This window comes from Haliea salexigens DSM 19537 (assembly GCF_000423125.1).
In the GTDB taxonomy this organism is placed as follows: domain Bacteria; phylum Pseudomonadota; class Gammaproteobacteria; order Pseudomonadales; family Halieaceae; genus Haliea; species Haliea salexigens.
Map to the genome: position 1 here is coordinate 120,476 of NZ_AUHJ01000002.1, position 22,778 is coordinate 143,253.

At 63.6% G+C, this 22,778-nt stretch carries 21 protein-coding genes; 20 read left to right on the top strand and 1 reads right to left on the bottom strand.

Annotation, left to right across the window (positions count from 1 at the left end; translation table 11 throughout):
• The first annotated feature begins 75 nt into the window (after nt 1–75).
• The 3 genes from purL to secF all read left to right on the top strand — a co-directional run bounded on the left by purL (nt 76) and on the right by secF (nt 6,865).
• Nucleotides 76–3,960, top strand: coding sequence for a phosphoribosylformylglycinamidine synthase (gene purL, locus G533_RS0103275; protein ID WP_027948734.1), 3,885 nt, complete (start codon nt 76–78; stop codon nt 3,958–3,960).
• 113 nt (nt 3,961–4,073) lie between these two features.
• The gene (gene secD, locus G533_RS0103280; protein WP_027948735.1) at nt 4,074–5,948 is read left to right on the top strand and encodes a protein translocase subunit SecD; all 1,875 of its coding nucleotides are present in this window, start codon (nt 4,074–4,076) and stop codon (nt 5,946–5,948) included.
• Between the two features lie 2 nt (nt 5,949–5,950).
• The gene (secF, locus tag G533_RS0103285) at nt 5,951–6,865 is read left to right on the top strand and encodes a protein translocase subunit SecF (protein WP_027948736.1); all 915 of its coding nucleotides are present in this window, start codon (nt 5,951–5,953) and stop codon (nt 6,863–6,865) included.
• Between the two features lie 110 nt (nt 6,866–6,975).
• On the opposite strand, the gene G533_RS0103290 is transcribed toward secF, so the two are convergent.
• Nucleotides 6,976–7,773, bottom strand: a complete 798-nt coding sequence (locus G533_RS0103290) for an inositol monophosphatase family protein (protein ID WP_027948737.1) — start codon at nt 7,771–7,773, stop codon at nt 6,976–6,978.
• 125 nt (nt 7,774–7,898) lie between these two features.
• On the opposite strand from G533_RS0103290, the gene trmJ reads away from it, so the two are divergent.
• The 17 genes from trmJ to G533_RS0103375 all read left to right on the top strand — a co-directional run bounded on the left by trmJ (nt 7,899) and on the right by G533_RS0103375 (nt 22,709).
• Entirely contained in the window at nt 7,899–8,681 is a 783-nt protein-coding gene (gene trmJ / locus G533_RS20315; protein WP_051229923.1) for a tRNA (cytosine(32)/uridine(32)-2'-O)-methyltransferase TrmJ, read from the top strand.
• A 52-nt stretch (nt 8,682–8,733) separates the two neighbouring features.
• The gene (iscR, locus tag G533_RS0103300; protein ID WP_027948738.1) at nt 8,734–9,213 is read left to right on the top strand and encodes a Fe-S cluster assembly transcriptional regulator IscR; all 480 of its coding nucleotides are present in this window, start codon (nt 8,734–8,736) and stop codon (nt 9,211–9,213) included.
• Nucleotides 9,214–9,238: 25 nt separating this feature from the next.
• Complete coding sequence (locus G533_RS20320; protein ID WP_084638791.1) at nt 9,239–10,390, top strand: IscS subfamily cysteine desulfurase; 1,152 nt, start codon at nt 9,239–9,241, stop codon at nt 10,388–10,390.
• Nucleotides 10,391–10,487: 97 nt separating this feature from the next.
• The gene (gene ndk, locus G533_RS0103310) at nt 10,488–10,916 is read left to right on the top strand and encodes a nucleoside-diphosphate kinase (RefSeq protein ID WP_027948739.1); all 429 of its coding nucleotides are present in this window, start codon (nt 10,488–10,490) and stop codon (nt 10,914–10,916) included.
• 24 nt (nt 10,917–10,940) lie between these two features.
• Nucleotides 10,941–12,089, top strand: coding sequence for a dual-specificity RNA methyltransferase RlmN (gene rlmN, locus G533_RS0103315; protein ID WP_035526257.1), 1,149 nt, complete (start codon nt 10,941–10,943; stop codon nt 12,087–12,089).
• Nucleotides 12,086–12,880 carry a type IV pilus biogenesis/stability protein PilW gene (gene pilW, locus G533_RS0103320; RefSeq protein WP_051229925.1) on the top strand — a complete coding sequence of 265 codons (795 nt, stop codon included), beginning with the start codon at nt 12,086–12,088 and terminating at the stop codon, nt 12,878–12,880. The genes rlmN and pilW overlap by 4 nt, the downstream gene beginning before the upstream one ends.
• Nucleotides 12,870–13,301: a helix-turn-helix domain-containing protein gene (locus G533_RS0103325; protein ID WP_027948742.1), complete on the top strand. Its 432-nt coding sequence runs from the start codon at nt 12,870–12,872 to the stop codon at nt 13,299–13,301. Before pilW ends, G533_RS0103325 begins: the two co-directional genes overlap by 11 nt.
• A 4-nt stretch (nt 13,302–13,305) precedes the next feature.
• Nucleotides 13,306–14,433 carry a flavodoxin-dependent (E)-4-hydroxy-3-methylbut-2-enyl-diphosphate synthase gene (gene ispG, locus G533_RS0103330; RefSeq protein WP_027948743.1) on the top strand — a complete coding sequence of 376 codons (1,128 nt, stop codon included), beginning with the start codon at nt 13,306–13,308 and terminating at the stop codon, nt 14,431–14,433.
• A gap of 19 nt (nt 14,434–14,452) precedes the next feature.
• Nucleotides 14,453–15,751 (top strand): histidine--tRNA ligase, encoded by a 1,299-nt coding sequence (gene hisS / locus G533_RS20325; RefSeq protein WP_084638769.1) that lies wholly within the window; start codon nt 14,453–14,455, stop codon nt 15,749–15,751.
• Nucleotides 15,752–15,754: 3 nt separating this feature from the next.
• Nucleotides 15,755–16,429, top strand: a complete 675-nt coding sequence (locus G533_RS0103340; RefSeq protein ID WP_027948744.1) for a YfgM family protein — start codon at nt 15,755–15,757, stop codon at nt 16,427–16,429.
• On the top strand, nt 16,426–17,610 hold the full coding sequence (gene bamB / locus G533_RS0103345) for an outer membrane protein assembly factor BamB (protein WP_027948745.1): 1,185 nt from the start codon (nt 16,426–16,428) through the stop codon (nt 17,608–17,610). Before G533_RS0103340 ends, bamB begins: the two co-directional genes overlap by 4 nt.
• Nucleotides 17,611–17,615: 5 nt before the next feature.
• On the top strand, nt 17,616–19,031 hold the full coding sequence (gene der / locus G533_RS0103350; protein ID WP_027948746.1) for a ribosome biogenesis GTPase Der: 1,416 nt from the start codon (nt 17,616–17,618) through the stop codon (nt 19,029–19,031).
• Nucleotides 19,032–19,041: 10 nt separating this feature from the next.
• On the top strand, nt 19,042–19,419 hold the full coding sequence (locus G533_RS0103355; protein ID WP_027948747.1) for a group III truncated hemoglobin: 378 nt from the start codon (nt 19,042–19,044) through the stop codon (nt 19,417–19,419).
• A 79-nt stretch (nt 19,420–19,498) separates the two neighbouring features.
• Nucleotides 19,499–20,371: a GIN domain-containing protein gene (locus G533_RS0103360; protein WP_027948748.1), complete on the top strand. Its 873-nt coding sequence runs from the start codon at nt 19,499–19,501 to the stop codon at nt 20,369–20,371.
• Between the two features lie 4 nt (nt 20,372–20,375).
• A complete protein-coding gene (locus G533_RS20330; RefSeq protein WP_035526260.1) occupies nt 20,376–20,741 on the top strand; it encodes a GntR family transcriptional regulator in 366 nt (121 codons plus the stop codon).
• Nucleotides 20,738–21,601, top strand: a complete 864-nt coding sequence (locus G533_RS0103370) for an ABC transporter ATP-binding protein (RefSeq protein WP_027948749.1) — start codon at nt 20,738–20,740, stop codon at nt 21,599–21,601. Before G533_RS20330 ends, G533_RS0103370 begins: the two co-directional genes overlap by 4 nt.
• On the top strand, nt 21,594–22,709 hold the full coding sequence (locus G533_RS0103375) for a hypothetical protein (RefSeq protein ID WP_027948750.1): 1,116 nt from the start codon (nt 21,594–21,596) through the stop codon (nt 22,707–22,709). Before G533_RS0103370 ends, G533_RS0103375 begins: the two co-directional genes overlap by 8 nt.
• Nucleotides 22,710–22,778 lie beyond the last annotated feature (69 nt).

Consider the following 22,778-nt stretch of genomic DNA (forward strand, 5'->3'; position numbering starts at 1 on the left):
TGGCGGTGACTCCCTGCGGGCTAATCCCGTACAATGGCGGGCTTTCAGAAAGCCTCTCCCGGAGCCCGCCCCAGCATGCTGATATTGCGTGGAACCTCGGCCCTGTCCCCTTTCCGCCGGGACAAGCTGACGCAGAAACTAGCCGCCATCGACCCTGCCATTCGCCTGCATGGCGGTTACTTTGTCCACTTCGCACAGCTTGGCGATGAGCTTTCCCCTGAACGTGAAGCACTGCTGAAACAACTACTCGGTGAGGTGCCGGAAACCCCTGCGGCGCCGCAACAGGGCGAGTTGCTGCTGGTGGTGCCCCGCCCGGGAACCATTTCACCCTGGTCGAGCAAGGCCACGGACATTGCCCACAATTGCGGCTTTGCCGAGCTGCGCCGGCTGGAGCGCGGTGTTGCCTGGTACCTGACCCTGCCGGCGGGGTTGCCGGCGGCCAGCCACACTGCGGTGCAGGCATTGCTGCACGACCGCATGACGGAAAGCGTGCTGCCCAGCCTGGAGGCGGCCAGCGCCCTGTTCCGCGAGCAGTCGCCGGCCGCGTTGTCAACGGTGGATATCCTGCAGGGTGGCCGCGCAGCGCTGGAGACCGCCGATGCCAACCTCGGGCTCGCCCTCGCGGATGACGAAATCGACTATCTGGTACAGGCGTTTACCGGCCTAGGCCGCAACCCCAGTGATGTCGAGCTGATGATGTTTGCGCAGGCCAACTCCGAGCACTGTCGCCACAAGATCTTCAATGCCAGCTGGACGATTGACGGGGTAGAGCAGGATCACTCGCTGTTCGGCATGATTCGCAATACCTATGCCTGCGGCGGCGAGGGCGTACTTTCCGCCTATTCCGATAACGCCGCGGTCGTGGCCGGCCATCACGCGGGGCGCTTCTACCCGGACCCGCAAACGGCGGAATACGGTTTTTCCCAGGAACCTGTGCACCTCCTGATGAAGGTGGAGACGCACAATCACCCCACAGCGATTGCACCGTTCCCGGGCGCCGGCACTGGCGCCGGTGGCGAAATTCGCGACGAAGGCGCGGTGGGGCGCGGATCCAAGCCGAAGGTAGGGCTGACCGGTTTTTCCGTGTCCAACCTGCAAATCCCGGGGTATATCCAGCCCTGGGAGTCGGATTACGGCAAACCCACGCGCATTGTGTCAGCGCTGGACATCATGCTGGAAGGCCCCATCGGTGGCGCCGCCTTCAACAATGAATTCGGCCGTCCCAATCTCTGCGGCTACTTTCGCAGCTTCGAGCTGGATGTGCCCGGTGTGTCCGGCGTTGAGCGGCGCGGATACCACAAGCCCATCATGATCGCGGGTGGCTACGGCAACATCCGGGAAGAGCACGTGCAGAAGGGTGACTTCGCCCCCGGAGCGCAACTGATTGTGCTCGGCGGCCCGGCCATGCTGATTGGTCTGGGTGGCGGCGCAGCTTCCTCCATGGCCAGCGGTGCCAGTGCAGAGGACCTCGACTTCGCTTCGGTACAGCGCCAGAACCCGGAAATGGAGCGCCGCTGTCAGGAAGTGATCGACCGTTGCTGGCAGCTGGGCGCTGAAAACCCGATCGCCTTTATCCACGATGTGGGGGCAGGCGGCCTGTCCAACGCGCTGCCCGAGCTGGTCAAGGATGGCGGCCGCGGTGGCCGCTTTGCGCTGCGCAACGTGCCCAACGATGAGCCCGGCATGGCGCCACTCGAGATCTGGAGTAACGAGTCACAGGAGCGCTACGTACTGGCGGTTGAGCCGGCACAGCTGCAGCGCTTTGAGGATATCTGCCGGCGCGAGCGCTGCCCCTATGCGGTGGTTGGTGAGGCCACGGCGGAGCAACACCTGACGCTGGAAGACAGCCATTTCGGCAATGCGCCGGTGGATCTGCCCATGTCTGTACTCTTTGGCAAACCGCCGAAAATGCAGCGCGAGGTGACCCGACACCCGTTGTCGCTGCCGCCCCTGACCCTGGATATGCCCGTGCGCGAAGCGGTGGAGCGTGTGCTGCAACTGCCGGCGGTGGCGAGTAAACAGTTCCTCATTACCATTGGCGACCGCACAGTGACCGGTATGGTGGCGCGCGATCAGATGGTGGGCCCCTGGCAGGTGCCCGTGGCGGACTGCGCGGTCACGACGGTGTCCTATGACAGCGTGTTGGGCGAAGCCATGGCCATGGGCGAACGCAGCCCGCTGGCACTGGTGGACGGGCCGGCGTCCGGACGCATGGCGATCGCTGAAGCCATCACCAACCTGTGTGCGGCGCCCGTGGCGGCACTGGCGGATATCCGTCTCTCCGCCAACTGGATGTGTGCTGCCGGTTACGGTCGTGAAGACGAAGTGCTGTTCGACACGGTGCGCGCCGTGGGTATGGAGCTGTGCCCCGCACTGGGTATTACGATCCCGGTGGGCAAGGACTCGATGTCCATGCGCACCACCTGGCAGGCGGACGGCGAGCAGCGCGCAGTCACGGCGCCGGTGTCACTGGTGGTGTCCGCTTTTGCGCCGGTCACTGACGTGCGTCTTGCCCTGACCCCGGAATTGTCGACCGACGCCGATGCTGAACTGTGGCTGCTGGACCTGGGCCGCGGTGCGGGCCGTCTCGGAGGGTCCGCGCTGGCACAGGTCTACGGCCAGGTGGGTGAGGATGTTCCGGACATCGACCGGCCCGCGGATCTGGCGGCGTTTTTTGCGCTGGTGCAGGCGTTGCTGCAGGCCGGCAAACTGCTCGCCTATCACGATCGCTCTGACGGCGGTCTTCTCACCACGGTGCTGGAAATGGCCTTTGCGGGCCGCTGCGGCCTGGAGCTGGACCTCGCGTTCCTTGCCGGCACGCCGCTGCAGCAGTTGTTTGCCGAAGAGGCGGGCGCTGTGCTGCAGGTTGCGGCCGGGCACGTGGCGGCGCTGCGCAAGCAGGCTGCAGCGCTGGGCCTGGCGGATTGCCTGTTCCCGCTGGGGCGCGCGGTGCCGGGCGAGCGGGTGGTGATACGTTCCGCGGGGGATGTGGTGCTGGATGATCAGCGCAGCCGTCTGCAGGCGGTGTGGGCCCGCACCAGCTTCGAGATTGCCCGATTGCGCGATAACCCGGAGTGCGCGGAGGAAGAGTATCAGCGCGTGCTGGAGGAAGACCCGGGGCTGTCTGCGCACGCCACGTTCGATCCCGCCGAGGACATCGCGGCGCCCTACATCAATCGTGGGCTGCGGCCGCGCGTGGCGATTCTGCGCGAGCAGGGCGTCAACGGGCACGTCGAGATGGCGGCGGCCTTTCACCGGGCGGGTTTCACGCCGGTCGATGTGCACATGAGTGATCTGTTGGCGGGCAGGCGTGAGCTCGCCGAATTCAAGGGGCTGGCAGCCTGTGGCGGCTTCTCTTATGGCGATGTGCTGGGCGCCGGCGCCGGCTGGGCCAAGAGCATTCTCTTCAACAGCGCGCTGCGCGACCAGTTCGCCGCGTTCTTCGCGCGGGAAGACAGTTTCACCCTGGGTGTGTGTAACGGCTGCCAGATGGTTTCGGCGCTTGCGGAGCTGATTCCCGGCGCAGGCCATTGGCCGCGTTTTGTGCGTAATCGCTCCGAGCAGTTCGAGGCCCGCCTGGCGCTGGTGCGGGTGGAAGAGAGCCCCTCGGTGTTGCTCGCTGGCATGGCGGGCTCGCACCTGCCCATCGCTGTGGCCCATGGCGAGGGGCGCGCCGAATTCGCGCGGGCCGAGGGCGCAACGCAGTGTGACGCCGGGGGTGCTATCGCCCTGCGTTATCTGGAGAACGACCTGTCCGTGGCGCAGCGCTACCCCGCCAACCCCAATGGTTCGCCGCTGGGCATTGCGGGCCTGGCCAGTCTCGACGGGCGCGCAACGATCATGATGCCGCACCCGGAGCGGGTGTACCGGAGTGTGCAGCACTCGTGGGCACCAGCAGGTTGGGGTGAAGATGCGCCCTGGCTGCGCTTGTTCCGCAACGCCCGTCACTGGGTCGGCTGACGCGGCCCCTTGTGACCCCCCTTTGATTCCTTATAATGACCGACTTTCCATTCCCGGCAAGGGTGCGCGACGAGCGCACCGGCCGAGGCCCGGTCTCCTGTTAGAGCCTGATTATGTTGAATAAGTATCCATTGTGGAAATATCTCCTGGTGCTGGCGGTGCTGGCGATCGGCTTGCTCTATGCCGCACCCAACCTGTACGCGCCGGACCCGGCCCTGCAGATCACGGGGGAGAGCAGCGCCCAGATCATCGACGAGCGCACGCTCAGCCGCGTCACCGGCGCGCTGGAGGAGGCCGGCATTGAGCATTTTGGCGAAGTTATTGATCCGGGCGGCCGCAACGCGCTGGTGCGCCTCGGCGATGCGGAGCAGCAACTTATTGCGCAGGCGAGAGTGCAGCGCGCCCTGGGCGATGGCTTCATTGTGGCACTGAACCTGGCGCCGACCACGCCTGAATGGCTCAGCGACCTGGGCGGTCAGCCCATGAAGCTGGGTCTGGATTTGAGCGGCGGCGTGCACTTCAAGCTGGAGGTGGATGTGGATGCCGCGATGGAGCGGCGGCAGGAATTCTACGAAACCGCCATTCGCCGCGCACTGCGTGACGAGCGGATCCGGGGCATCGTCGGGCGTGAGGGAGATTTGTCGGTCACGGCGCGCCTGCGCAGCGAAGAAGACCGCGAGAGCGCGCGTACACTCATCGCTGATAATCACCCTGAACTGCTGCTGGAGCGCGGCGGGGAAGGCGAGAGCTGGACCATCACCGCTTCCATGACCGAGCAGATGCGCACGGAAATCGCCAATTACGCGGTGTCGCAGAACCTGACCACGCTGCGCAACCGGGTCAACGAACTGGGTGTGTCGGAGCCGCTGGTACAGCGCCAGGGCCAGAGTCGCATCGTGGTGGAACTGCCCGGCATTCAGGACACCGCGGAAGCGAAGCGGATTCTGGGCACGGTGGCAAATCTGGAATTCCGGCTGGTGGCGAACCTGGATGCGCCGGAGTCGGAAAAGCAGCGCTTTGAATACCGCAGCGAAGACCGCGCCGGCTCCTTCGAGTGGCTGGAGCGCGACATCATCATTACCGGTGAGCGCGTGGCGAACGCCCAGGCCAGCTTCGACGAGAATGGCCGCCCCAACGTGCAGATCAGCCTCGATGGCGAGGGTGGCACGCTGATGTCCCGTGCCACGCGCAACAACGTCAAGCGGCGCATGGGTGTGCTGTTTATCGAACGCAAGTTCCGCACCCGCTACGAGCTGCAGGAGGATGGCAGCGAGAAAGCCGTGCAGATCCCCTACGACGAACGCAAGTTGCTTACCGCACCGGTGATTCAGTCTGCGCTCGGCGCCCAGTTCCAGATTACCGGGCTGGACAGCCCGCTGGAGGCTTCCGAGCTGGCCCTGATGCTGCGCGCCGGGGCGCTTGCGGCGCCGATCTCCTTTGTCGAGGAGCGCACGGTGGGCCCTTCGCTGGGCGCCGAGAACATCCGCCTGGGTGTGAAGTCGGTGCAGTTCGGCCTGGCACTGGTGGTGTTGTTCATGATTCTCTATTACCGCGTGTTCGGTGTTATTGCCGTGGTCGCCCTCGCCGCCAACCTTATATTGCTGGTGGCATTCATGTCGCTGATCGGCGCCACACTCACCTTGCCCGGCATTGCGGGTATCGTGCTCACGGTGGGTATGGCGGTGGATGCCAACGTGCTTATCTTCTCGCGAATACGTGAGGAATTGCGCGATGGGCGCTCGCCGCAGATGGCCATTCACTCGGGCTACGATGCCGCGCTGTCGACCATTCTCGACGCCAACATCACCACACTGATCGTGGCGGTTATTCTCTATGCAGTGGGCACCGGTCCGGTCAAGGGCTTTGCGGTCACGCTGTCGGTGGGCATTGTCACGTCGATGTTCACGGCCATCGTCGGTACGCGGGCGCTGGTGAACCTGTACTACGGTGGGCGCAAGGTGAGAACCCTGTCCATCGGGGGAGTTTGAGTATGAAAGTGATCAACTTCATGGGCCAGCGCAAGCTCGCTATGGCCGTCTCCGCGGTGCTGCTGCTGACCGCGATTTTCAGTCTCTCCACGCGGCAGCTGAGCTGGGGGCTGGACTTTACCGGCGGCACCCTGGTTGAGGTGCACTACAGTGAATCTGCCGATCTGAAGGCGATCCGCTCCACCCTTGACGGTGGCGGCTATGCCGGCTCCATTGTGGTCAGCTTTGGTACCGACCGCGATGTGCTGATTCGCCTGCCCCAGGGGCATGCCGACACCGACGGCACCGCATTGGTGCGGCTGCTGGAGGATACCTTTGAGGGGACCGTCGAATTGCGGCGCATTGAGTTTGTCGGCCCGCAGGTTGGCGACGAGCTGCGTGAGCAGGGTGGCCTCGCCATGCTCATGGCGCTGGGCATGGTCATGCTGTATATCGGTTTTCGCTTCCAGTTCAAGTTCGCTGTGGGCGCGGTGGCGGCACTGGCGCACGACGTCATCATCACGCTCGGCTTTTTTTCCATCATTGGCCTGGAGTTTGACCTCACGGTACTGGCGGCGCTGCTGGCGGTGATCGGCTACTCGCTGAACGACACCATCGTGGTGTCGGACCGGATTCGCGAGAACTTCCGCAAGCTGCGCAAGTCCGACCCGCTGGAGGTCATCAATATTTCCCTGTCGGAAACCCTGGGGCGCACGCTGGTCACCTCGTTGACCACGCTGCTGGTGCTGGTTTGCCTGGCGCTGCTCGGCGGCGAGATGATCAAGGGTTTCGCTATCGCCCTGTTGGTGGGCGTGGTGATCGGTACCTATTCTTCGGTATACGTTGCCGCGAGTGTGCTGGTGCTGATGGGAGTGAGCAAGGAAGACCTGATGCTGCCAGTGAAGGAAGGGGCGGAACAGGACGACCTGATGCCCTAGCGGTGCTCGCCTGCCGGGGCGTATGAAGCGCCCCGGTTATGCCAGCGATCATCGACACGCGGGGTGCCCACGAGGCAGTGACAGCGGTGCTGCCGCTGACCGGTGGTTTCTTATTTGCCCAGCAGGGGCCTGGTCGTTTGCAGCACGGCCTTGAAGCACTTCGGATTGCCGCAGACGATGTTGCCGGACTCCAGGTAGTTATCGGAGCCATTGATATCGGCGACCAGACCACCGGCTTCCCGCACCAGCAGGGCGCCCGCCGCCATGTCCCATTGCGCCAGGCCAATTTCCCAGAACGCATCCAAACGGCCGGCGGCCACATAGGCCAGGTCCAGTGATGCTGCGCCTGCCCGGCGAATACCCGCACACTGGCCGGCAAGCACTTCCAGGCTCTTGCTGTAGGCGCCCAGGTGCTGGTCGCAATGGTCCTTGAAGGGTATGCCTGTACCGAGTAGCGCGCCGTCCAGGGACGTGCGGCTGCTGACGCGGATGCGGCGGCCATTGAGCTGTGCGCCGCGGCCGCGGGAGGCGGTGAACTCTTCGCGGCGTACCGGGTCCACAATGACCGCGTGTTCCAGCTTGCCACGATACAGGCAGGCGATCGACACCGCGTAGTGCGGTATGCCGCGCAGGAAATTGGTGGTGCCGTCCAGCGGGTCAATCACCCAGCGGTATTCGGCGTTTTCGTCGCCGCTGAGGCCGCTCTCTTCACCCAGAATGGCGTGCTCGGGGTAGGCCTTGCGCAGGTGATAGATGATTTCGCGCTCGGCGTTGCGGTCCACGTCCGACACGAAGTCGTTGACGTTTTTCTCCTGCACATCAATCCGCTCGAGTTCGTCGGAGGCACGGACGATCTGTTCGCCGGCCTTGCGCGCGGCGCGCAGCGCGATTGTGACCATCGGTTGCATAGCGGTTTCCTGGGAGTGCGTGTTTTGGGGCGCGCGATTATAACAGCACATCAGGGCCTGATCCTACCGGCAATCTGCTACACTTGCGCGCTTTTACAGGCAGCGCGTGTGCGCATGATTGGGCCATGAATCTCGACAACATTCGTATCGTGCTGGTGAACACGTCGCATCCGGGCAACATCGGCGGTGTGGCCCGGGCGATGAAAAACATGGGGCTTTCGCGGTTAGTGCTGGTAGAGCCGCGCCAGTACCCGGATGAGCAGGCCACCTGGCGGGCAGCCGGTGCGCTGGACGTGCTGGAAGCGGCGGTGGTGTACCCAACACTGGATGAAGCCATTGCCGACTGCCAGTTCGTGGTGGGCACCAGCGCCCGTGAACGGCGCATACCCTGGCCTTTGCTGGACCCCCGGCGTTGTGCCGAGCAGGTTGCGGCTCGCGCGGGCGACGAGCAGGTTGCGTTGCTGTTCGGGCGTGAGGACCGTGGGCTGACCAACGACGAGCTGCAGCGCTGCAACCTGCACCTGCACATTCCGTCTGATCCGGCCTACAGCTCGCTGAACCTGGCGATGGCGGTGCAGATTGTCTGCTACGAACTGCGCATGCTGCACCTGGCAGGCAGCCTGCCCGCGGTCGCCGAGGACCAGTGGGACGCCCCGTTCAGTACCGCGCAAAACATGGAGCGCTTCTACGAGCACCTGGAAGAAACGCTGGTGGGTATCGGTTTCCTCGACCCCGCCGCACCCCGGCAGTTGATGGTGCGCCTGCGGCGGCTGTACGGACGCGTGCGGCTGGACGAAATGGAGCTGAACATCCTCCGCGGCATCCTCACCGAGACCCAGAAATACCTGCCTGATGCCGGCAGCGACCCCGGGCGCAGTGGCACGGACGGCGCCGCGGACAAAAGTTGATCAATTTGGTGGGTTATTGCATACTCGGCGCTTTACGCTATCGGGTATGGTCATGCGGCTGACAACCAAGGGACGCTATGCAGTGACGGCAATGCTGGATCTGGCTCTCCACGGACAGCAGGGGCCGGTAAGCCTCGCGGAAATTTCCGGCCGCCAGGCGATCTCACTTTCGTATCTGGAACAGTTGTTCGCGCGCCTGCGCCGGCGCGACCTGGTGAGTAGTGTGCGCGGCCCGGGCGGCGGCTATCGGCTGGGCCGTGAAAGTGAAGCGATTTATGTCGCGCAGATCATCGATGCGGTCGATGAGGCCGTCGACGCCACCGGCTGTGGCGGCAAGGCCGACTGCCAGCAGGGCGAGGTCTGCCTCACGCATCACCTGTGGCAGGACCTGAGCGACCAGATTCACGGCTTCCTCAGCCAGATCAGCCTGGCGACCCTGGTGGAGCGCCGCGAAGTGCGCCACATTTCCTCCCGGCAGGACGCCCGCGCGCGCGTGAACCCGGAGAGCCTGGTCGCCCTGCGGGAACTGTAATCCCGGCGTTGGCCCCTGGATGACCATGCAAGCACCTCTTTACTTCGATTATCTTGCCTCGACCCCGGTAGACCCGCGGGTTGCCGAGGCGATGGCTGGCTGCCTGACCCTGGAAGGCAATTTCGGTAATCCCGCTTCGCGCTCCCATGTTTACGGTTGGCGTGCCGAACAGGCGGTGGAGCAGGCACGGCGCGATCTCGCGGACCTGATCCACGCCGACCCGCGCGAGCTGGTATGGACGTCCGGTGCCACCGAGTCGGACAACCTGGCTATCAAGGGGGCTGCCGCACTGGCCGCCGACCGCCGTCATCTGGTGACCTCCCGCATTGAGCACAAGGCGGTGATTGACACCTGTGCCTGGCTGGAGCAACAGGGCTGGGAGGTGACCTGGCTGACGCCGGGGCCGGATGGCTTGACCAGCCCGGAGAGCGTGGCCGCTGCGGTGCGCCCCGACACGCTCATGGTAAGCATCATGCACGCCAACAATGAGCTGGGCACTGTCAACGACATCGCCGCCATCGGCGCCTGCGTGCGCGAGAACGGGGCGTTGTTTCATGTCGATGCGGCGCAGAGTGTGGGCAAAATCCCCCTCGATATGCGACAGCTGCCGGTTGATCTGCTGTCTATGTCGGCGCATAAATTCTATGGCCCCAAGGGCATCGGCGCGCTGTATGTCCGGCGCCAGCCAAGGGTGCAACTGCAGGCCCAGATCCACGGCGGCGGGCACGAGCGGGGCATGCGCTCAGGTACCCTGGCGACACATCAGATCGTCGGCATGGGCGAAGCGGCGCGCCTGGCCGCCGCCGAGCTGGCGGCGGAGAGCGAGCGTCTGCTTGCGCTGCGCGAGCGCCTGTGGCGCGGTGTGGCAGCCATTGGCGGCGTGCTGCTGAACGGCCACCCTGAGCGGCGCCTGCCGGGTGCCCTCAGCGTGAGTGTGGAGGGCGTGGAGGGTGAAACCCTGTTGATGGCCCTGCGCGAACTGGCGTTGTCCAGCGGCTCCGCCTGCAATTCCGAGAGCGTGGAGCCCTCCTACGTATTGCGTGCTATCGGTGTGCCGGATTCCCTGGCGCACAGCACCCTGCGCCTGTGCTGTGGCCGGTTTACCACCGGGGAGGATGTCGACCACGCCATCGCCCACCTGCAGGACGTTATCGGTCGCCTGCGTCAGCGCGTTTAGCGCGTGAAACCGGGCCGTAAAGCCCGTATAATTGCGCGGTTTTCACCTTGGGGCCCGCTGCCCCGAATCATTTTCTGGAATCTTTGGAGAAAGTCAGATGGCTGTTGAGCGTACCTTGTCTATCGTGAAGCCCGATGCTGTGGCAAAAAACGTAATTGGGCAGATTTATTCACGGTTCGAGTCCGCGGGCCTGCGCGTGGTTGCGGCAAAAATGCTGCGCCTGAGCGATGCCGTTGCCGGTGGTTTCTACGCCGAGCACAGCGAGCGTCCTTTCTTCCCCGCGCTGATCGAGTTCATGACCTCCGGCCCGGTCATGGTGCAGGTGCTGGAAGGCGAGAACGCCATTGCCCGCAACCGGGAGTTGATGGGTGCCACCAACCCGAAAGATGCGGACGCGGGCACCATTCGTGCCGACTTCGCCGAGTCCATCGATGCCAACGCCGTGCACGGTTCTGACTCCCCGGCAGCAGCCGAGCGGGAAATTGCCTATTTCTTCGCCGCCAGCGACCTCTGCGGTCGCGGCTGAGAACAGGCTGCAGGCCGGCTCATCATGAACGCCACCGTTATCGCCTCGTCTGACGCCCCCGGCAGGGTCAACCTGCTGGGCATGACGCAGTTGCAGCTGGAGCAATTCTTCCTTGATCTGGGGGAGAAGAAGTTCCGCGCGCAGCAGGTGATGAAATGGATACATCACGCGGGTGTTATCGACATCGAGGCGATGTCGAACCTGGGCAAGGCGCTGCGCGAAAAGCTGCAGCGGGTGGCCGAGGTGCGCCCGCCGGAGATTGTCAGCCAGCTGGATTCGGCCGACGGCACCCGTAAATGGGCGATTCGGGTGGGCGGTGGTGGCCTGGTAGAAGCCGTGCTGATTCCCGAAGGGGGCCGCGCCACGCTCTGTGTTTCGTCGCAGGTGGGTTGCAGCCTTGACTGCAGCTTCTGCTCCACGGGCAAGCAGGGCTTCGAGCGAGACCTCACCGCGGCAGAAATCATCGGCCAGGTATGGCTGGCCATAAAGTCCTACGATGCATTCCAGGCTGGCAACCGCCGCGTGGTCACCAATGTGGTCATGATGGGTATGGGCGAGCCCCTGCTGAATTTCGACAACGTGGTGGCGTCGATGGACCTGATGATGTCGGACCTCGGTTACGGTATCTCCAAGCGTCGCGTCACCCTGAGCACCTCTGGTGTGGTGCCGGCGCTGGACCGTCTGGCCAAAGTCAGCGAGGCGTCCCTGGCGATCTCTTTGCATGCCCCCAATGATGCGCTGCGCAACCAGCTGGTGCCCATCAATCGCAAGTACCCGATAGCAGAGCTGCTGCGCAGCGCGCGCGACTATATCGACGCGCAGGCCGACAGCAAACGCGTGGTGACTGTCGAGTACACCCTGATTGCCGGGGTCAACGACCAGCTCGAGCATGCGCGCGAATTGGCCCTGTTGCTGGCGGACTTCCCCTGCAAGGTCAATCTGATTCCCTTCAACAGCTTCCCCCAGTCGGATTATCAGCGCCCCAGCGGTAACGCGGTGTCGCGATTCTGGCAGGTGTTGGTAGATGCTGGGTACATTGTTACGGTGCGCACTACCCGTGGCGATGATATTGCAGCGGCCTGCGGCCAGTTGGTCGGGCAGGTTGTGGATCGCACCCGGCGCAGCGAGCGCTACCGGGCGGCCGGACAGGCCGCGGAGGTTGAAGCACGATGACAACGTTACCCCGGCGGGCCACCCGTCCGCTGCGCTTCACCTGGCTGCTGGCCGCATTGCTGCTTACCGGTTGTGTCACCACCACAGACAGCGTGTACACCAATCCGCCTTCCCCGGAAGACGCGCTGGAACGCCGGGTATCGCTGGCGCGCCAGTACATCGGCGAGCGCGATTGGGAGAATGCCAAGCGCAACCTGTCCCAGGCGGTGAAAATCGATGACCGCAATGCGGAGGTCTACGAGGCGTTTGCGCTGGTTTACCAGAGCACCGGCGAGAAGGAGCTGGCAGAGGAGAGCTTCGAAAAAGCCATTCGCCTGCAGCGCGATTTTTCCCGTGCGCGCAACAACTATGCCGCCTTCCTGTTTTCCGAGCAGCGCTATGCGGATGCCGAGAAGCAGCTGGATTATGTGGTAAAAGACACACTGTACAGCGCCCGGCCGCTGGCATTCGTGAACCTCGGCCTGTGCCAGTTGCAGCTGGGCAAGCGTCTGCAGGCGGAGGAATCCTTCAGTCGCGCCCTGTCGATGGATCGCGTCAACACGATTGCCTTACTGGAACTGGCGATTCTGAAGTACGAAGACGGCGACTATCGCGCTGCGGAACGTTACTACGGCACCTATCGCACGGCGGTGCGGCCACAAAGCCCGCGCGGCTTCTGGCTGGGCGTACGTCTTGCACGGGCCACGGGCGACAAAGACGGCGAAAGCAGCTATGCACTCGCCTTGAGCAGCCTGTACCCGCAGTCTCCCGAATTCCAGGAATACCAGCGGACGCTGAACAGTGGGCAGTAAGGAAACGCTCGAGCCAGCCCCCGTAGTACTGGCGCCCGGCGCACTGTTGCAGGCGGCGCGGCAGGCTCGCGGCTGGACGCCCGCCGAGGTCGCGGATCGCCTGCACTGGCTGCCGGAGGTTGTAGGCCTGCTGGAGCGGGATGCCTACGACCGCCTGCGCCGTCCTGCCTTTGCCCGTGGCTATATCGGCGCCTACGCGCGCCTGTTGGGCCTGAACGAAACGGACGTGCTCGCCGGCTTTGATCTGCACAGCCCCGATGCGGTGGCGCGCTCCGCAGGCCAGTGTCCGCGTCGGCTGCGCCCCCTGCAGCGCACCGGCGTGGGCATTGTTATTGGCCTCGCGGTGCTGGCGCTCCTGATTCTGGGTTTGTGGTGGACGCAGGTCGGCCACGCCGCCACCCATCACCTGTCTGGAGGATAAGCCCATGCACAAGCCTTCTCCCATTACCCGTCGCGTCAGCCGCCAGATCATGGTCGGCTCTGTGCCGGTGGGCGGTGATGCACCGATCAGTGTGCAGAGCATGACCAACACGGAAACCTGCGACGTCGACGCAACGGTGGCGCAGATTGTGGCGATTCAGGATGCCGGTGCAGACATCGTGCGCGTGTCGGTGCCGAGTATGGACGCCGCGGAAGCCTTTCGCGCTATCCGCGCCCGGGTCGATGTCCCGCTGGTGGCGGACATCCACTTTGATCACAAGATTGCGCTGAAAGTCGCGGAGTACGGTGTTGATTGCCTGCGTATCAACCCGGGCAACATCGGCAGCGACAAGAAAGTCCGAGCGGTCATCGACTGCGCCCGCGACAAAGGCATACCGATTCGTATCGGCGTCAACGCCGGGTCACTGGGCAAGGAACTGCAGCGCAAATACGGCGAGCCCACGGCCGAAGCGCTGGTTGAGTCCGCGTTGCATCACGTGGACATACTCGACCGCTTCAACTACCCGGACTTCAAGGTCAGCGTGAAGGCCTCGGAGGTGTTTATGGCGGTGGCTGCCTACCGCCTGCTGGCAAAGCAGATCGATCAGCCGCTGCACCTGGGTATCACCGAAGCCGGTGGATTGCGCGGTGGCACCGTGAAATCGGCGGTGGGCCTGGGCATGCTGTTGATGGACGGTATCGGCGACACCATCCGGGTGTCACTGGCCGCAGACCCGGTGGAAGAGGTCAAGGTCGGTTTTGAGATACTGAAAAGCCTCAAGCTGCGCGCCAATGGCATCAACTTCATTGCCTGCCCCAGCTGTTCGCGGCAGAACTTTGATGTCATCGCCACCATGAATACGCTGGAGCAGCGTCTGGAAGATATTCGCACGCCGATGGATGTGGCCGTGATCGGCTGTATCGTCAACGGGCCGGGTGAGGCGCGCGAGGCGGATGTGGGCCTCACCGGCGCCAGCCCCAGTAACCTGATTTATGTCGACGGCAAGCCGGATCACAAGGTCAGCAACCTGGACTTTGTGGACCATCTGGAGCAGGTCATTCGCCAGCGGGCCGCCTCTCTGGAAACCCAGCGGGCCGCCGCCGATGCGCAGTTGATCGCGCGATCCAAATAATGAATTTGCAGGAGCACAGGTGACAACGATTCGAGCCATCCGGGGGATGAACGACATTCTCCCGGATGAAACTGACCGCTGGCAGTATCTTGAGCGTACCGTGGCAGAGGTGCTGGCGAGCTATGGTTACGGTGAAATCCGTATGCCCATCGTCGAGCAGACGGCGCTGTTTCGCCGCTCTATCGGCGAAGTGACGGACATCGTCGAGAAGGAAATGTACAGCTTCGACGACCGCAATGGTGAAAGCCTCACCCTGCGGCCCGAAGGCACTGCCGGCTGTGTGCGCGCGGCAATTCAGAACAGCCTGTTGGGCACGGTCCAGCGGCTCTGGTATAGCGGCCCCATGTTTCGTTACGAGCGCCCGCAAAAGGGGCGCCAGCGGCAGTTCCACCAGATTGGAGCGGAAGTGTTCGGTGTGCCAACGCCGGACATCGACGCCGAGCTGATTCTTATGACCGCGCGCCTCTGGCGTGCCCTGGGCATCAATGAGCACGTGGAGTTGCAGCTGAACTCCATCGGCAGCAGCGCCGATCGCCAGGCGTTTCGCGCGGCGCTGGTGAGCTATCTGTCCGAGCATCAGGCGGATCTGGATGAAGACAGCCAGCGCAGGCTGCTGACCAACCCGTTGCGCATTCTGGATAGCAAGCACCCGGGTACCCGCGCCCTGCTGCAGCAGGCCCCGGTACTGACGGACTACCTGGACGATGAATCGAAGGCGGATTTCGCCCGCGTGTGCGAACTTCTGGATGCGGCGTCTGTCTCCTATGTCGTCAATCCCTCGCTGGTGCGCGGGCTGGACTACTACAACAGGACAGTGTTCGAATGGGTGACTGACAGGCTGGGTGCGCAGGGCACCGTGTGTGCCGGCGGTCGCTACGATGGCTTGGTACAGCAACTCGGTGGCAAGCCCGTCCCCGGCATCGGTTTTGCCATGGGCAAGGAGCGTCTGGTGCTGCTGCTGGAAGCCCTGGAGGCGTTGCCGGCAGCCCTGCCTGCGGCTGACGTGTACGTGGTCAACTCCGGGGGACGCGCGGAAATCGCGGCGTTTGCTGCACTCGAGAGCCTGCGCAGTGCGCTGCCCGGGCTGCGCATCGTGCAGCATACTGGCGGTGGCAGTTTCCGCAGCCAACTGAAAAAAGCCGACAAGAGCGGTGCCCGCTGGGCGCTGATCTGGGGCGACGATGAAGTGGCCGCTGCCACGGTCACCGTCAAGCCGCTGCGCGAGCAGGGCGAAGAGCAGGCGACGCTGCCCCTGGCAGATGTGCCCGCGTTCCTCTTGCGCAGTCGTACCCCCGACACCACAACGGAAGGAAGCTAGATCGTGGAACAATATCGTACAGAAGAAGAACAGGTAGAAGCACTGCGGCGCTGGTGGGACGAGAATGGCCGCTCCACCCTGGTCGCGATTGTGCTGGTGCTGGCGGGGACCTTCGCCTGGCAGGGCTGGCAGCGTTACGACGCGCAGCGTACGGCGAGTGCATCGGACCTGTATCAGCAAATGCTGGAGGCTGCCGCGCTGGCGCAGGAGGGTGCGGCGACGGCGGCACCGGTGTCGCAGCTGGCCACACAGCTGCGCAGGGACTTCGCCGGCACCAGCTATGCCCAGTTTGCGGCGCTGCACCAGGCGCGCGTCGCGGTAATCGCCGGGGATCTTGAGGCTGCCGAAGCGGATTTGCGCTGGGTGTTGGGCAAGGCTGATGGTGGCAGTGAGACCGCGCTGGTCGCGCAGTTGCGCCTGGCCCGGGTGGTTGCGGCGCAGGGCAATGTGGAGCAGGCGCTGGCACTGCTGGCGCCGGAAGCAATGGGCAAGCACCAGGCCGCTGCCGCTATGGCGCGGGGCGATGTGCTTGCCGGGGCCGGGCGTGCGGAAGAGGCGCTCGCCGCCTACCGCGAAGCGCAGGCGCTGGTGCAGACCTATCCCGCGCAGCTCAACCTGGAAACCCTGGCCGCCAAGCTGCAAAGCCTGGCCGCCGCTACGGCAGGGGATGACGCATGAGGGTTGCCGTAACACGCTGGAGTGTCTTGCTGCTTTGTATGCTGGCGCTGGGAGGCTGCAGCACTATCAAAGGCTGGTTCGAGATTGACGATGACGAAGATCCGCGCCAGCCCGTGGAGCTGGAAAAATTCGAACAAACGGTAAAAGCCAAGCGGCTCTGGTCCACCGGCGTGGGTGATGGGCAGGGCGACGGACTGTACCGAATCGAGCCGGTAATCGGTGACGGGCGCATTTATGCGGCGTCTGCCGATGGCGAAGTGAAGGCGCTGGACGTTACCAATGGTAGGCGCGTGTGGGATGCGGACCTGGAGCTGCCGGTTTCCGGCGGCGTGGGCCTGTACGAAAACAGCCTTTTTCTCGGGGCCAGCGACGGCTTTGTCATTCGCCTCGACGCCAGCAACGGTGACCTGGTCTGGCGCGCAGCGGTGACCGGCGAAGTGCTGGCCCCACCGCAGGGCAACGGCAAGGTGGTGGTTGCGCAGACCTACGACGGCAAGTTGCACGGCCTGGATTTCGCCACCGGTGAGCGGCTGTGGACGTACGACAGCAACATGCCGGTGCTGACCATTCGCGGCACCAGCACGCCCATTCTGCAGGGCAACCGCGTTATCGCCGGTTTCTCCAATGGCCGCGTAGTCGGCTTCGAGGCGGCGACCGGTGCGGTGGAGTGGGAGGCCCGGGTAGCCATTCCGCAGGGCCGTTCGGAGATCGAACGTATTGTCGATGTGGACGGTAGCATGGCGCTGCTCGGCAACGAGCTGTTTGCCTCCAGTTACCAGGGCTTTGTGGTGTCCATCGACATCAACACCGGGCGCAAGCTCTGGGAGCGCCCGGTTTCCTCGGTGTCCGGTGTTTCACAGGGGTTTGGCAACGTCTACGCCTCGGATGAAGACGGCACGGTCATAGCCTTCCTGCGCACCGGCCAGGGCCAGCGCTGGACCCAGGATGCGCTGGGCTGGCGCGGGCTCGGCCGGCCAGTACCGGTGAGCAGTTACCTGGCCGTGGCGGACTTCGAAGGCTACGTGCATCTGCTGTCCCAGGTGGATGGCAGTTTTGTGGGTCGCTTCCGGCCCGACAGCGATGGCGTGCGCGCCGACATGCTGAGTGACGGCAACGTGCTCTACGTGTTCGGTAACAGCGGCGATCTGCAAGCTTACGAACTCAGCTCCACCTCCAGGTAACCACGATGATTCCCGTAATTGCCCTGGTCGGCCGTCCCAATGTGGGCAAGTCGACCCTGTTCAACCAGCTCACCCGCAGCCGCGATGCGCTGGTCGCCGACCTTGCCGGGCTCACACGGGATCGCAAATATGGTGAGGCACGCATTGGTTCACGGCCTTTCATGGTCATCGACACCGGGGGTATCAGCGGCGATGAAATGGGCATCGAGGCGCAAATGGCCGGGCAGTCCCTGCTCGCCATTGAGGAATCCGACGCGGTGCTGTTCCTGGTTGATGCGCGGGAAGGCCTGAACCCGGCGGACCAGGCATTGGCCCGCCACCTGCGCCAGCGCAACAAGGCCTTCCACGTTATCGTCAACAAGATCGACGGTCTCAATGAGGACGTTGTGCTGGGTGACTTCTACGCCCTGGGTGTAGAGCAACTGCATGGCATTGCGGCGTCCCATGGCCGCGGTGTGCGTCAGATGATCGATGACGTGCTCGCCACGTTCCCGGAGGATACTGAAGAAGACGCGGCCGAGGTGGATCGTCGCGACAGCATTCGTGTCGCCATTGTCGGGCGGCCCAACGTGGGCAAGTCGACACTGGTCAATCGCTTGCTGGGGGAAGAGCGCGTGGTCGTTTACGACCAGCCGGGCACCACCCGCGACAGCGTGTATATCGATTACGAGCGTGATGGCCAGCGCTACACGCTTATCGACACGGCGGGCGTGCGGCGGCGCAAGAATGTGCGTGAGACGGTAGAGAAGTTCTCCATCGTCAAAACCCTCAAGGCGATTGATGACGCGCACGTGGTATTGCTGGTCATGGATGCGCACGAGGGCATTGTCGATCAGGACCTGCACCTGCTCGGTCACTGTATCGAGGCGGGCCGCGGCCTGGTGTTGACGGTGAACAAGTGGGACGGTATCGAAACCCACCAGCGGGACTGGATTCGCAATGAGCTCAGCCGGCGGCTGATATTTGCCGACTACGCCGATACCCATTTCATTTCTGCGCTGCATGGCACGGGGGTGGGGCACCTGTACAAGTCCATCCTCGGTGCGCACAGCTCGGCCACGCGCAAGCTGAACACCAATCAGCTGACACGCATTCTTGAAGGGGCCGTGTTTGACCATGCGCCACCGATGGTGAACGGTCGTCGCATCAAGCTGCGCTACGCCCACCCGGGTGGGCAGAACCCTCCGCTGATCGTGATACACGGCAACCAGACCGGTAGTGTGCCCAACAGTTACCAGCGCTACCTGGAAAAGGTGTTTCGTCGCGAGCTCAAGCTGAGCGGCACGCCCGTGCGCATTGAATTTCGCACCGGTGACAACCCGTTTGCGGACAAGCGCAACCAGCTTACGCAGCGTCAGGTGCAGCGCAAGCGGCGCCTGATGGCCCACGTGAAAAAGAACGAGAAGAAGAAAAAACGCTGACGCGGATGCCATGGGTAAACCGGATCTGGACAACCGTGCGACCATAGAAGGATTTGTCGACCGGTTCTATGCCCGGGTGCTTGCCGACCCCCGGCTTGCCCCCATTTTCCTTGACGTGGCGCAGATTGACCTAGACGTGCACTTGCCGCACATCAAGGACTACTGGTGCAAGCTGCTGCTCGGCGAGCAGCGCTATCGCCGCCACACCATGGCCATTCACCGCCGCCTGCATGCCAGGCAGCCGCTGCAGGCCGATGACTTCCAGCGCTGGCTGGCGTTATTTATTGCCACGGTGGATGCGGGTTATGCAGGGCCCCGTGCGCAGCGTGCCAAGCGTGTGGCGGCAGCCATCGCCGGTAATATGCAGCAGGGGCTCGATCCGGGCTGAACCCGGGTTCGGGCAGACTTGCGGTTTCCGGATTTGGTGTTATAGTTATGTATAACACTATAGCATTGAGGCGAAAGCCATGTTCACCCTGACTCCTGCTCGCTACCCCCGGCTGCATGCGTTGACCGCTCTGTGCAGGCCCAGCGCGGTGTTCAGCTTTTGCCTGCTGCTGGTTGCGCCGGCGCTGGTCAGTGCCGGGCAGGACCCGGACGTGCTGCGGGTCACCGGGTTCGATGTCCGCAACGTGGAAGTACAGGGTGGCGTTGATGTGGAGATCAGTCAGGGCGCCACCGCCGAGTTGCTGTTGCGGGGTAGCCCTGCCAGCTTGAGCCCCGAGCCTTTTCATGTGCGCGGTCAAACGCTGGTGCTGGGGGCAGCGGCGGGCAGCGGGAAGAGCGCGGGTGGTGTCGCGTTCAAACTGACCCTGCCGACACTGGATTCACTGCTGATCAGCGGGTCCGGCGATGTCTTTGTGCGCCCGTTGGAGGTTGCCAACTTTTCGTTGCGTGTGAATGGCAGCGGGGACGCGCATCTTTTTGCCCTGCACGCTGACACGGCGCGGATTGACATGCGTGGTGCGGGCGACGTACAGGTCGCTGAGCTCTCAGTGCAGGAGCTGCATCTGCGTTTGTCCGGTGCCGGCGACATTCAACTGGGGTCAGTGCAAACCGAATCATTGCAGGCGGTTCTCAATGGCGCGGGAGATATCGCGGTAGCCGATGCGGGGCGCAGCGCGGCGCTAGCCGTCACCGTGGTAGGCTCCGGCGATGTCAATTTCGCCGCGTTGGTGATGGACGAGGCGAACGTCACTGTGGTCGGGTCGGGCAGCGTGCGGCTGGGGCCCAGCGTGCGGCTGCAGGCCACCATCATGGGGAGCGGCGACATCACCTATGTCGGTGAGCCGGAAATTGACCAGAACGTGATTGGCTCCGGCCAGCTGCAGCAGGATTGAGCCGGTGCAGTGGCACGACGAGCAGCCCATCTACCGACAACTGCGCGACCTCGTTGTGGAGCGCATCCTGGACGGCTCGTTCGTGGAGGGCGAGGCCGTGCCGTCCGTGCGACAGGTGGCGAGCGACTATCGCATCAATCACCTCACGGTGGGCAAGGCCTACCAGGAGCTCGTGGAAACGGGCCTTTTGGAAAAGCGCCGTGGGCTGGGGATGTACGTGACCGTCGGCGCCCGGGCGGCACTGACCGCCGATGAGCAGGCACGCTTTTTCGCCAGGGAGTTGCCGGCATTTGTCGAGCGGGTGCGCAACCTGGGATTGGATGTTGAGCAGGTGGCCACGCGCCTGCTGCAAGAAGGAGAGGGGAAATGAGGAGTGTTGTAGAGGCCCGGGGGCTGCAGCGCCGGTTCGGCCAGCAGCAGGCGCTCGCCGGGGTCGACCTGCAGTTGGAGGCGGGTTCGGTGCTGGGTTTGATCGGGCCCAATGGCGCAGGGAAAACAACACTGCTGCGCTCGCTGTTGGGGCTCACCCGCTGCGAGGGCGAGCTGACGGTGCTAGGGGTGGACCCGCGGCGAGATCACGCGAGGCTGATGCAGGACGCCTGTTTTATCGCCGACACCGCAGTCCTGCCGCGCTGGATGCGGGTGGATGAACTGTTGGATTACACCGACGGTGTTCACTCACGCTTCAACCGGGCGCATGCCGTACGCCTGCTGGCGGGCACGGAGGTCGGTCTGCGGCGGCGTATCGGTGAACTCTCCAAGGGCATGACCGTGCAGCTGCACCTGGCGTTGGTCATGGCCATTGATGCACGGTTGTTGATTCTCGATGAGCCCACGCTGGGCCTGGATATCCTTTTCCGCAAACAGTTTTTCGAACAACTGCTGAACGATTACTTCGACGAGGAGCGCACCATCATCATCTCCACCCATCAGGTGGAGGAGGTGGAGAATATTCTTACCCACGTTATGTTCATGAACCGTGGGCGCGGTTTGCTCTGCGACTCCATGCTGGCATTGGAAGAGCGCTACGTGGAATTGCGTGCGGTCGGCGAGGCTGCTACCCGGGCGGCAGGTATCCCGCATCTTGGCCAGCGGCCTTTACTCGGCGGCAAGGCGCTCATTTATGAGGATGTGAACAGGGACTTGCTCGCGCCGTTGGGTGATTTGCGCACGCCGGCGCTGGCGGACCTGTTTGTGGCGAAGGTGGCTGAGGACAATGGGCATGAGTGATAGCAAAAGCCAACGCTGGTTCTCACTGGTGCAGCGCGAACTGCGCGAATACCGGGTTTCACTGGTCTGGACGCCGCTGGCGACTGCGGCACTGCTCTCGCTGTTGATGTTGGCAGGGCTGTTTGTCGCCAATCAGTTCAGTTATCTCGGCGAGGTTGTGCTCGATGCGATCACCCAGACGCCGGATACCGACGGCTTGAACCTGAATGTGCAGGTGTCTATCGACGAGAACGGCAATCGGGTAACGGAAATTGTCACGCAGAGCACGGAGGCCAACCCCTCTGCCGCTGAACCGCTGCGCCGCGACTATCAAGTCGCGCCGGCACCGGAGCTGGCGGACGAGCACTTCTGGCAGTTTTCCTCCGACTGGCGCTTCAACCCGGCCGCCCCCGGTGATGCGGCAGGTGACGCGCCTGACCCACCGTCCGACCCGATAGCCAGCCTGCATCCACTGCTCTACGGTATTCACGCCATCATGCTGCTGGTGCTGCTGCTGGTCACTGTGAACTATCTGCAGGGCTGCCTGTTTGTCGACCGCAAAGACCGCAGCATCCTGTTCTGGAAATCCATGCCGGTATCGGCCTGGGACGAGGTGCTGGCCAAGCTGTCGGTGGCATTGCTGGTGGCGCCCGCGCTGTTCATTGTGGCCTCCGTGCTGACGCAGTGGGCCATGTTGCTGGTCGCGCTGGTACTCTCCTCCCGGGTGCAGGTGGATGCGCTGGGCGTGGTGCTGGCGAACGTGCAGATCGGGCGTCTGTTGCTGGATCAGGTGCTCGGCTGGCTGGCCAGCGCGCTCTGGGTGCTGCCGCTCTATGCCTGGATCATGCTCGCCTCTGCCGGGGCGCGCCGTTCACCCGCACTGCTCGCCGCAACCCCTCTGGTGGTACTGGCCTTGCTCGAGGCGGTCCTGCTGGGCTCGCAGTTCTTTGTCGAAACGGTCTGGGCGCGTGTGCCCGCACTGGCGCCCGAGGGTGCCAGTGGCGGGTATTTCCTGCGAATTTTGCCCTGGCAGGGTGGCGGGTTGCTCGCCGTGGTTGCCGGCCTGCTGGTTGCCGGCCTGTTGCTGTGGGCCTGTGTGTGGCTGCGTCGCAACCGCTGGGAGTTGTGATCATGGTGCACTACGAATTCATGCAATGAATAGTAAAAATACTTTCTATTTATTTCAATTATGGGTGGC

What these genes read in the sequence shown, in the direction of transcription:
- purL (WP_027948734.1), top strand. Translation starts at nt 76, where the DNA reads ATGCTGATATTGCGTGGAACCTCGGCCCTGTCCCCTTTCCGCCGGGAC.
- secD (WP_027948735.1), top strand. Translation starts at nt 4,074, where the DNA reads ATGTTGAATAAGTATCCATTGTGGAAATATCTCCTGGTGCTGGCGGTG.
- secF (WP_027948736.1), top strand. Translation starts at nt 5,951, where the DNA reads ATGAAAGTGATCAACTTCATGGGCCAGCGCAAGCTCGCTATGGCCGTC.
- G533_RS0103290 (WP_027948737.1), bottom strand. Translation starts at nt 7,773, where the DNA reads ATGCAACCGATGGTCACAATCGCGCTGCGCGCCGCGCGCAAGGCCGGC.
- trmJ (WP_051229923.1), top strand. Translation starts at nt 7,899, where the DNA reads ATGAATCTCGACAACATTCGTATCGTGCTGGTGAACACGTCGCATCCG.
- iscR (WP_027948738.1), top strand. Translation starts at nt 8,734, where the DNA reads ATGCGGCTGACAACCAAGGGACGCTATGCAGTGACGGCAATGCTGGAT.
- G533_RS20320 (WP_084638791.1), top strand. Translation starts at nt 9,239, where the DNA reads ATGCAAGCACCTCTTTACTTCGATTATCTTGCCTCGACCCCGGTAGAC.
- ndk (WP_027948739.1), top strand. Translation starts at nt 10,488, where the DNA reads ATGGCTGTTGAGCGTACCTTGTCTATCGTGAAGCCCGATGCTGTGGCA.
- rlmN (WP_035526257.1), top strand. Translation starts at nt 10,941, where the DNA reads ATGAACGCCACCGTTATCGCCTCGTCTGACGCCCCCGGCAGGGTCAAC.
- pilW (WP_051229925.1), top strand. Translation starts at nt 12,086, where the DNA reads ATGACAACGTTACCCCGGCGGGCCACCCGTCCGCTGCGCTTCACCTGG.
- ispG (WP_027948743.1), top strand. Translation starts at nt 13,306, where the DNA reads ATGCACAAGCCTTCTCCCATTACCCGTCGCGTCAGCCGCCAGATCATG.
- bamB (WP_027948745.1), top strand. Translation starts at nt 16,426, where the DNA reads ATGAGGGTTGCCGTAACACGCTGGAGTGTCTTGCTGCTTTGTATGCTG.
- der (WP_027948746.1), top strand. Translation starts at nt 17,616, where the DNA reads ATGATTCCCGTAATTGCCCTGGTCGGCCGTCCCAATGTGGGCAAGTCG.
- G533_RS0103355 (WP_027948747.1), top strand. Translation starts at nt 19,042, where the DNA reads ATGGGTAAACCGGATCTGGACAACCGTGCGACCATAGAAGGATTTGTC.
- G533_RS0103360 (WP_027948748.1), top strand. Translation starts at nt 19,499, where the DNA reads ATGTTCACCCTGACTCCTGCTCGCTACCCCCGGCTGCATGCGTTGACC.
- G533_RS0103370 (WP_027948749.1), top strand. Translation starts at nt 20,738, where the DNA reads ATGAGGAGTGTTGTAGAGGCCCGGGGGCTGCAGCGCCGGTTCGGCCAG.
- G533_RS0103375 (WP_027948750.1), top strand. Translation starts at nt 21,594, where the DNA reads ATGAGTGATAGCAAAAGCCAACGCTGGTTCTCACTGGTGCAGCGCGAA.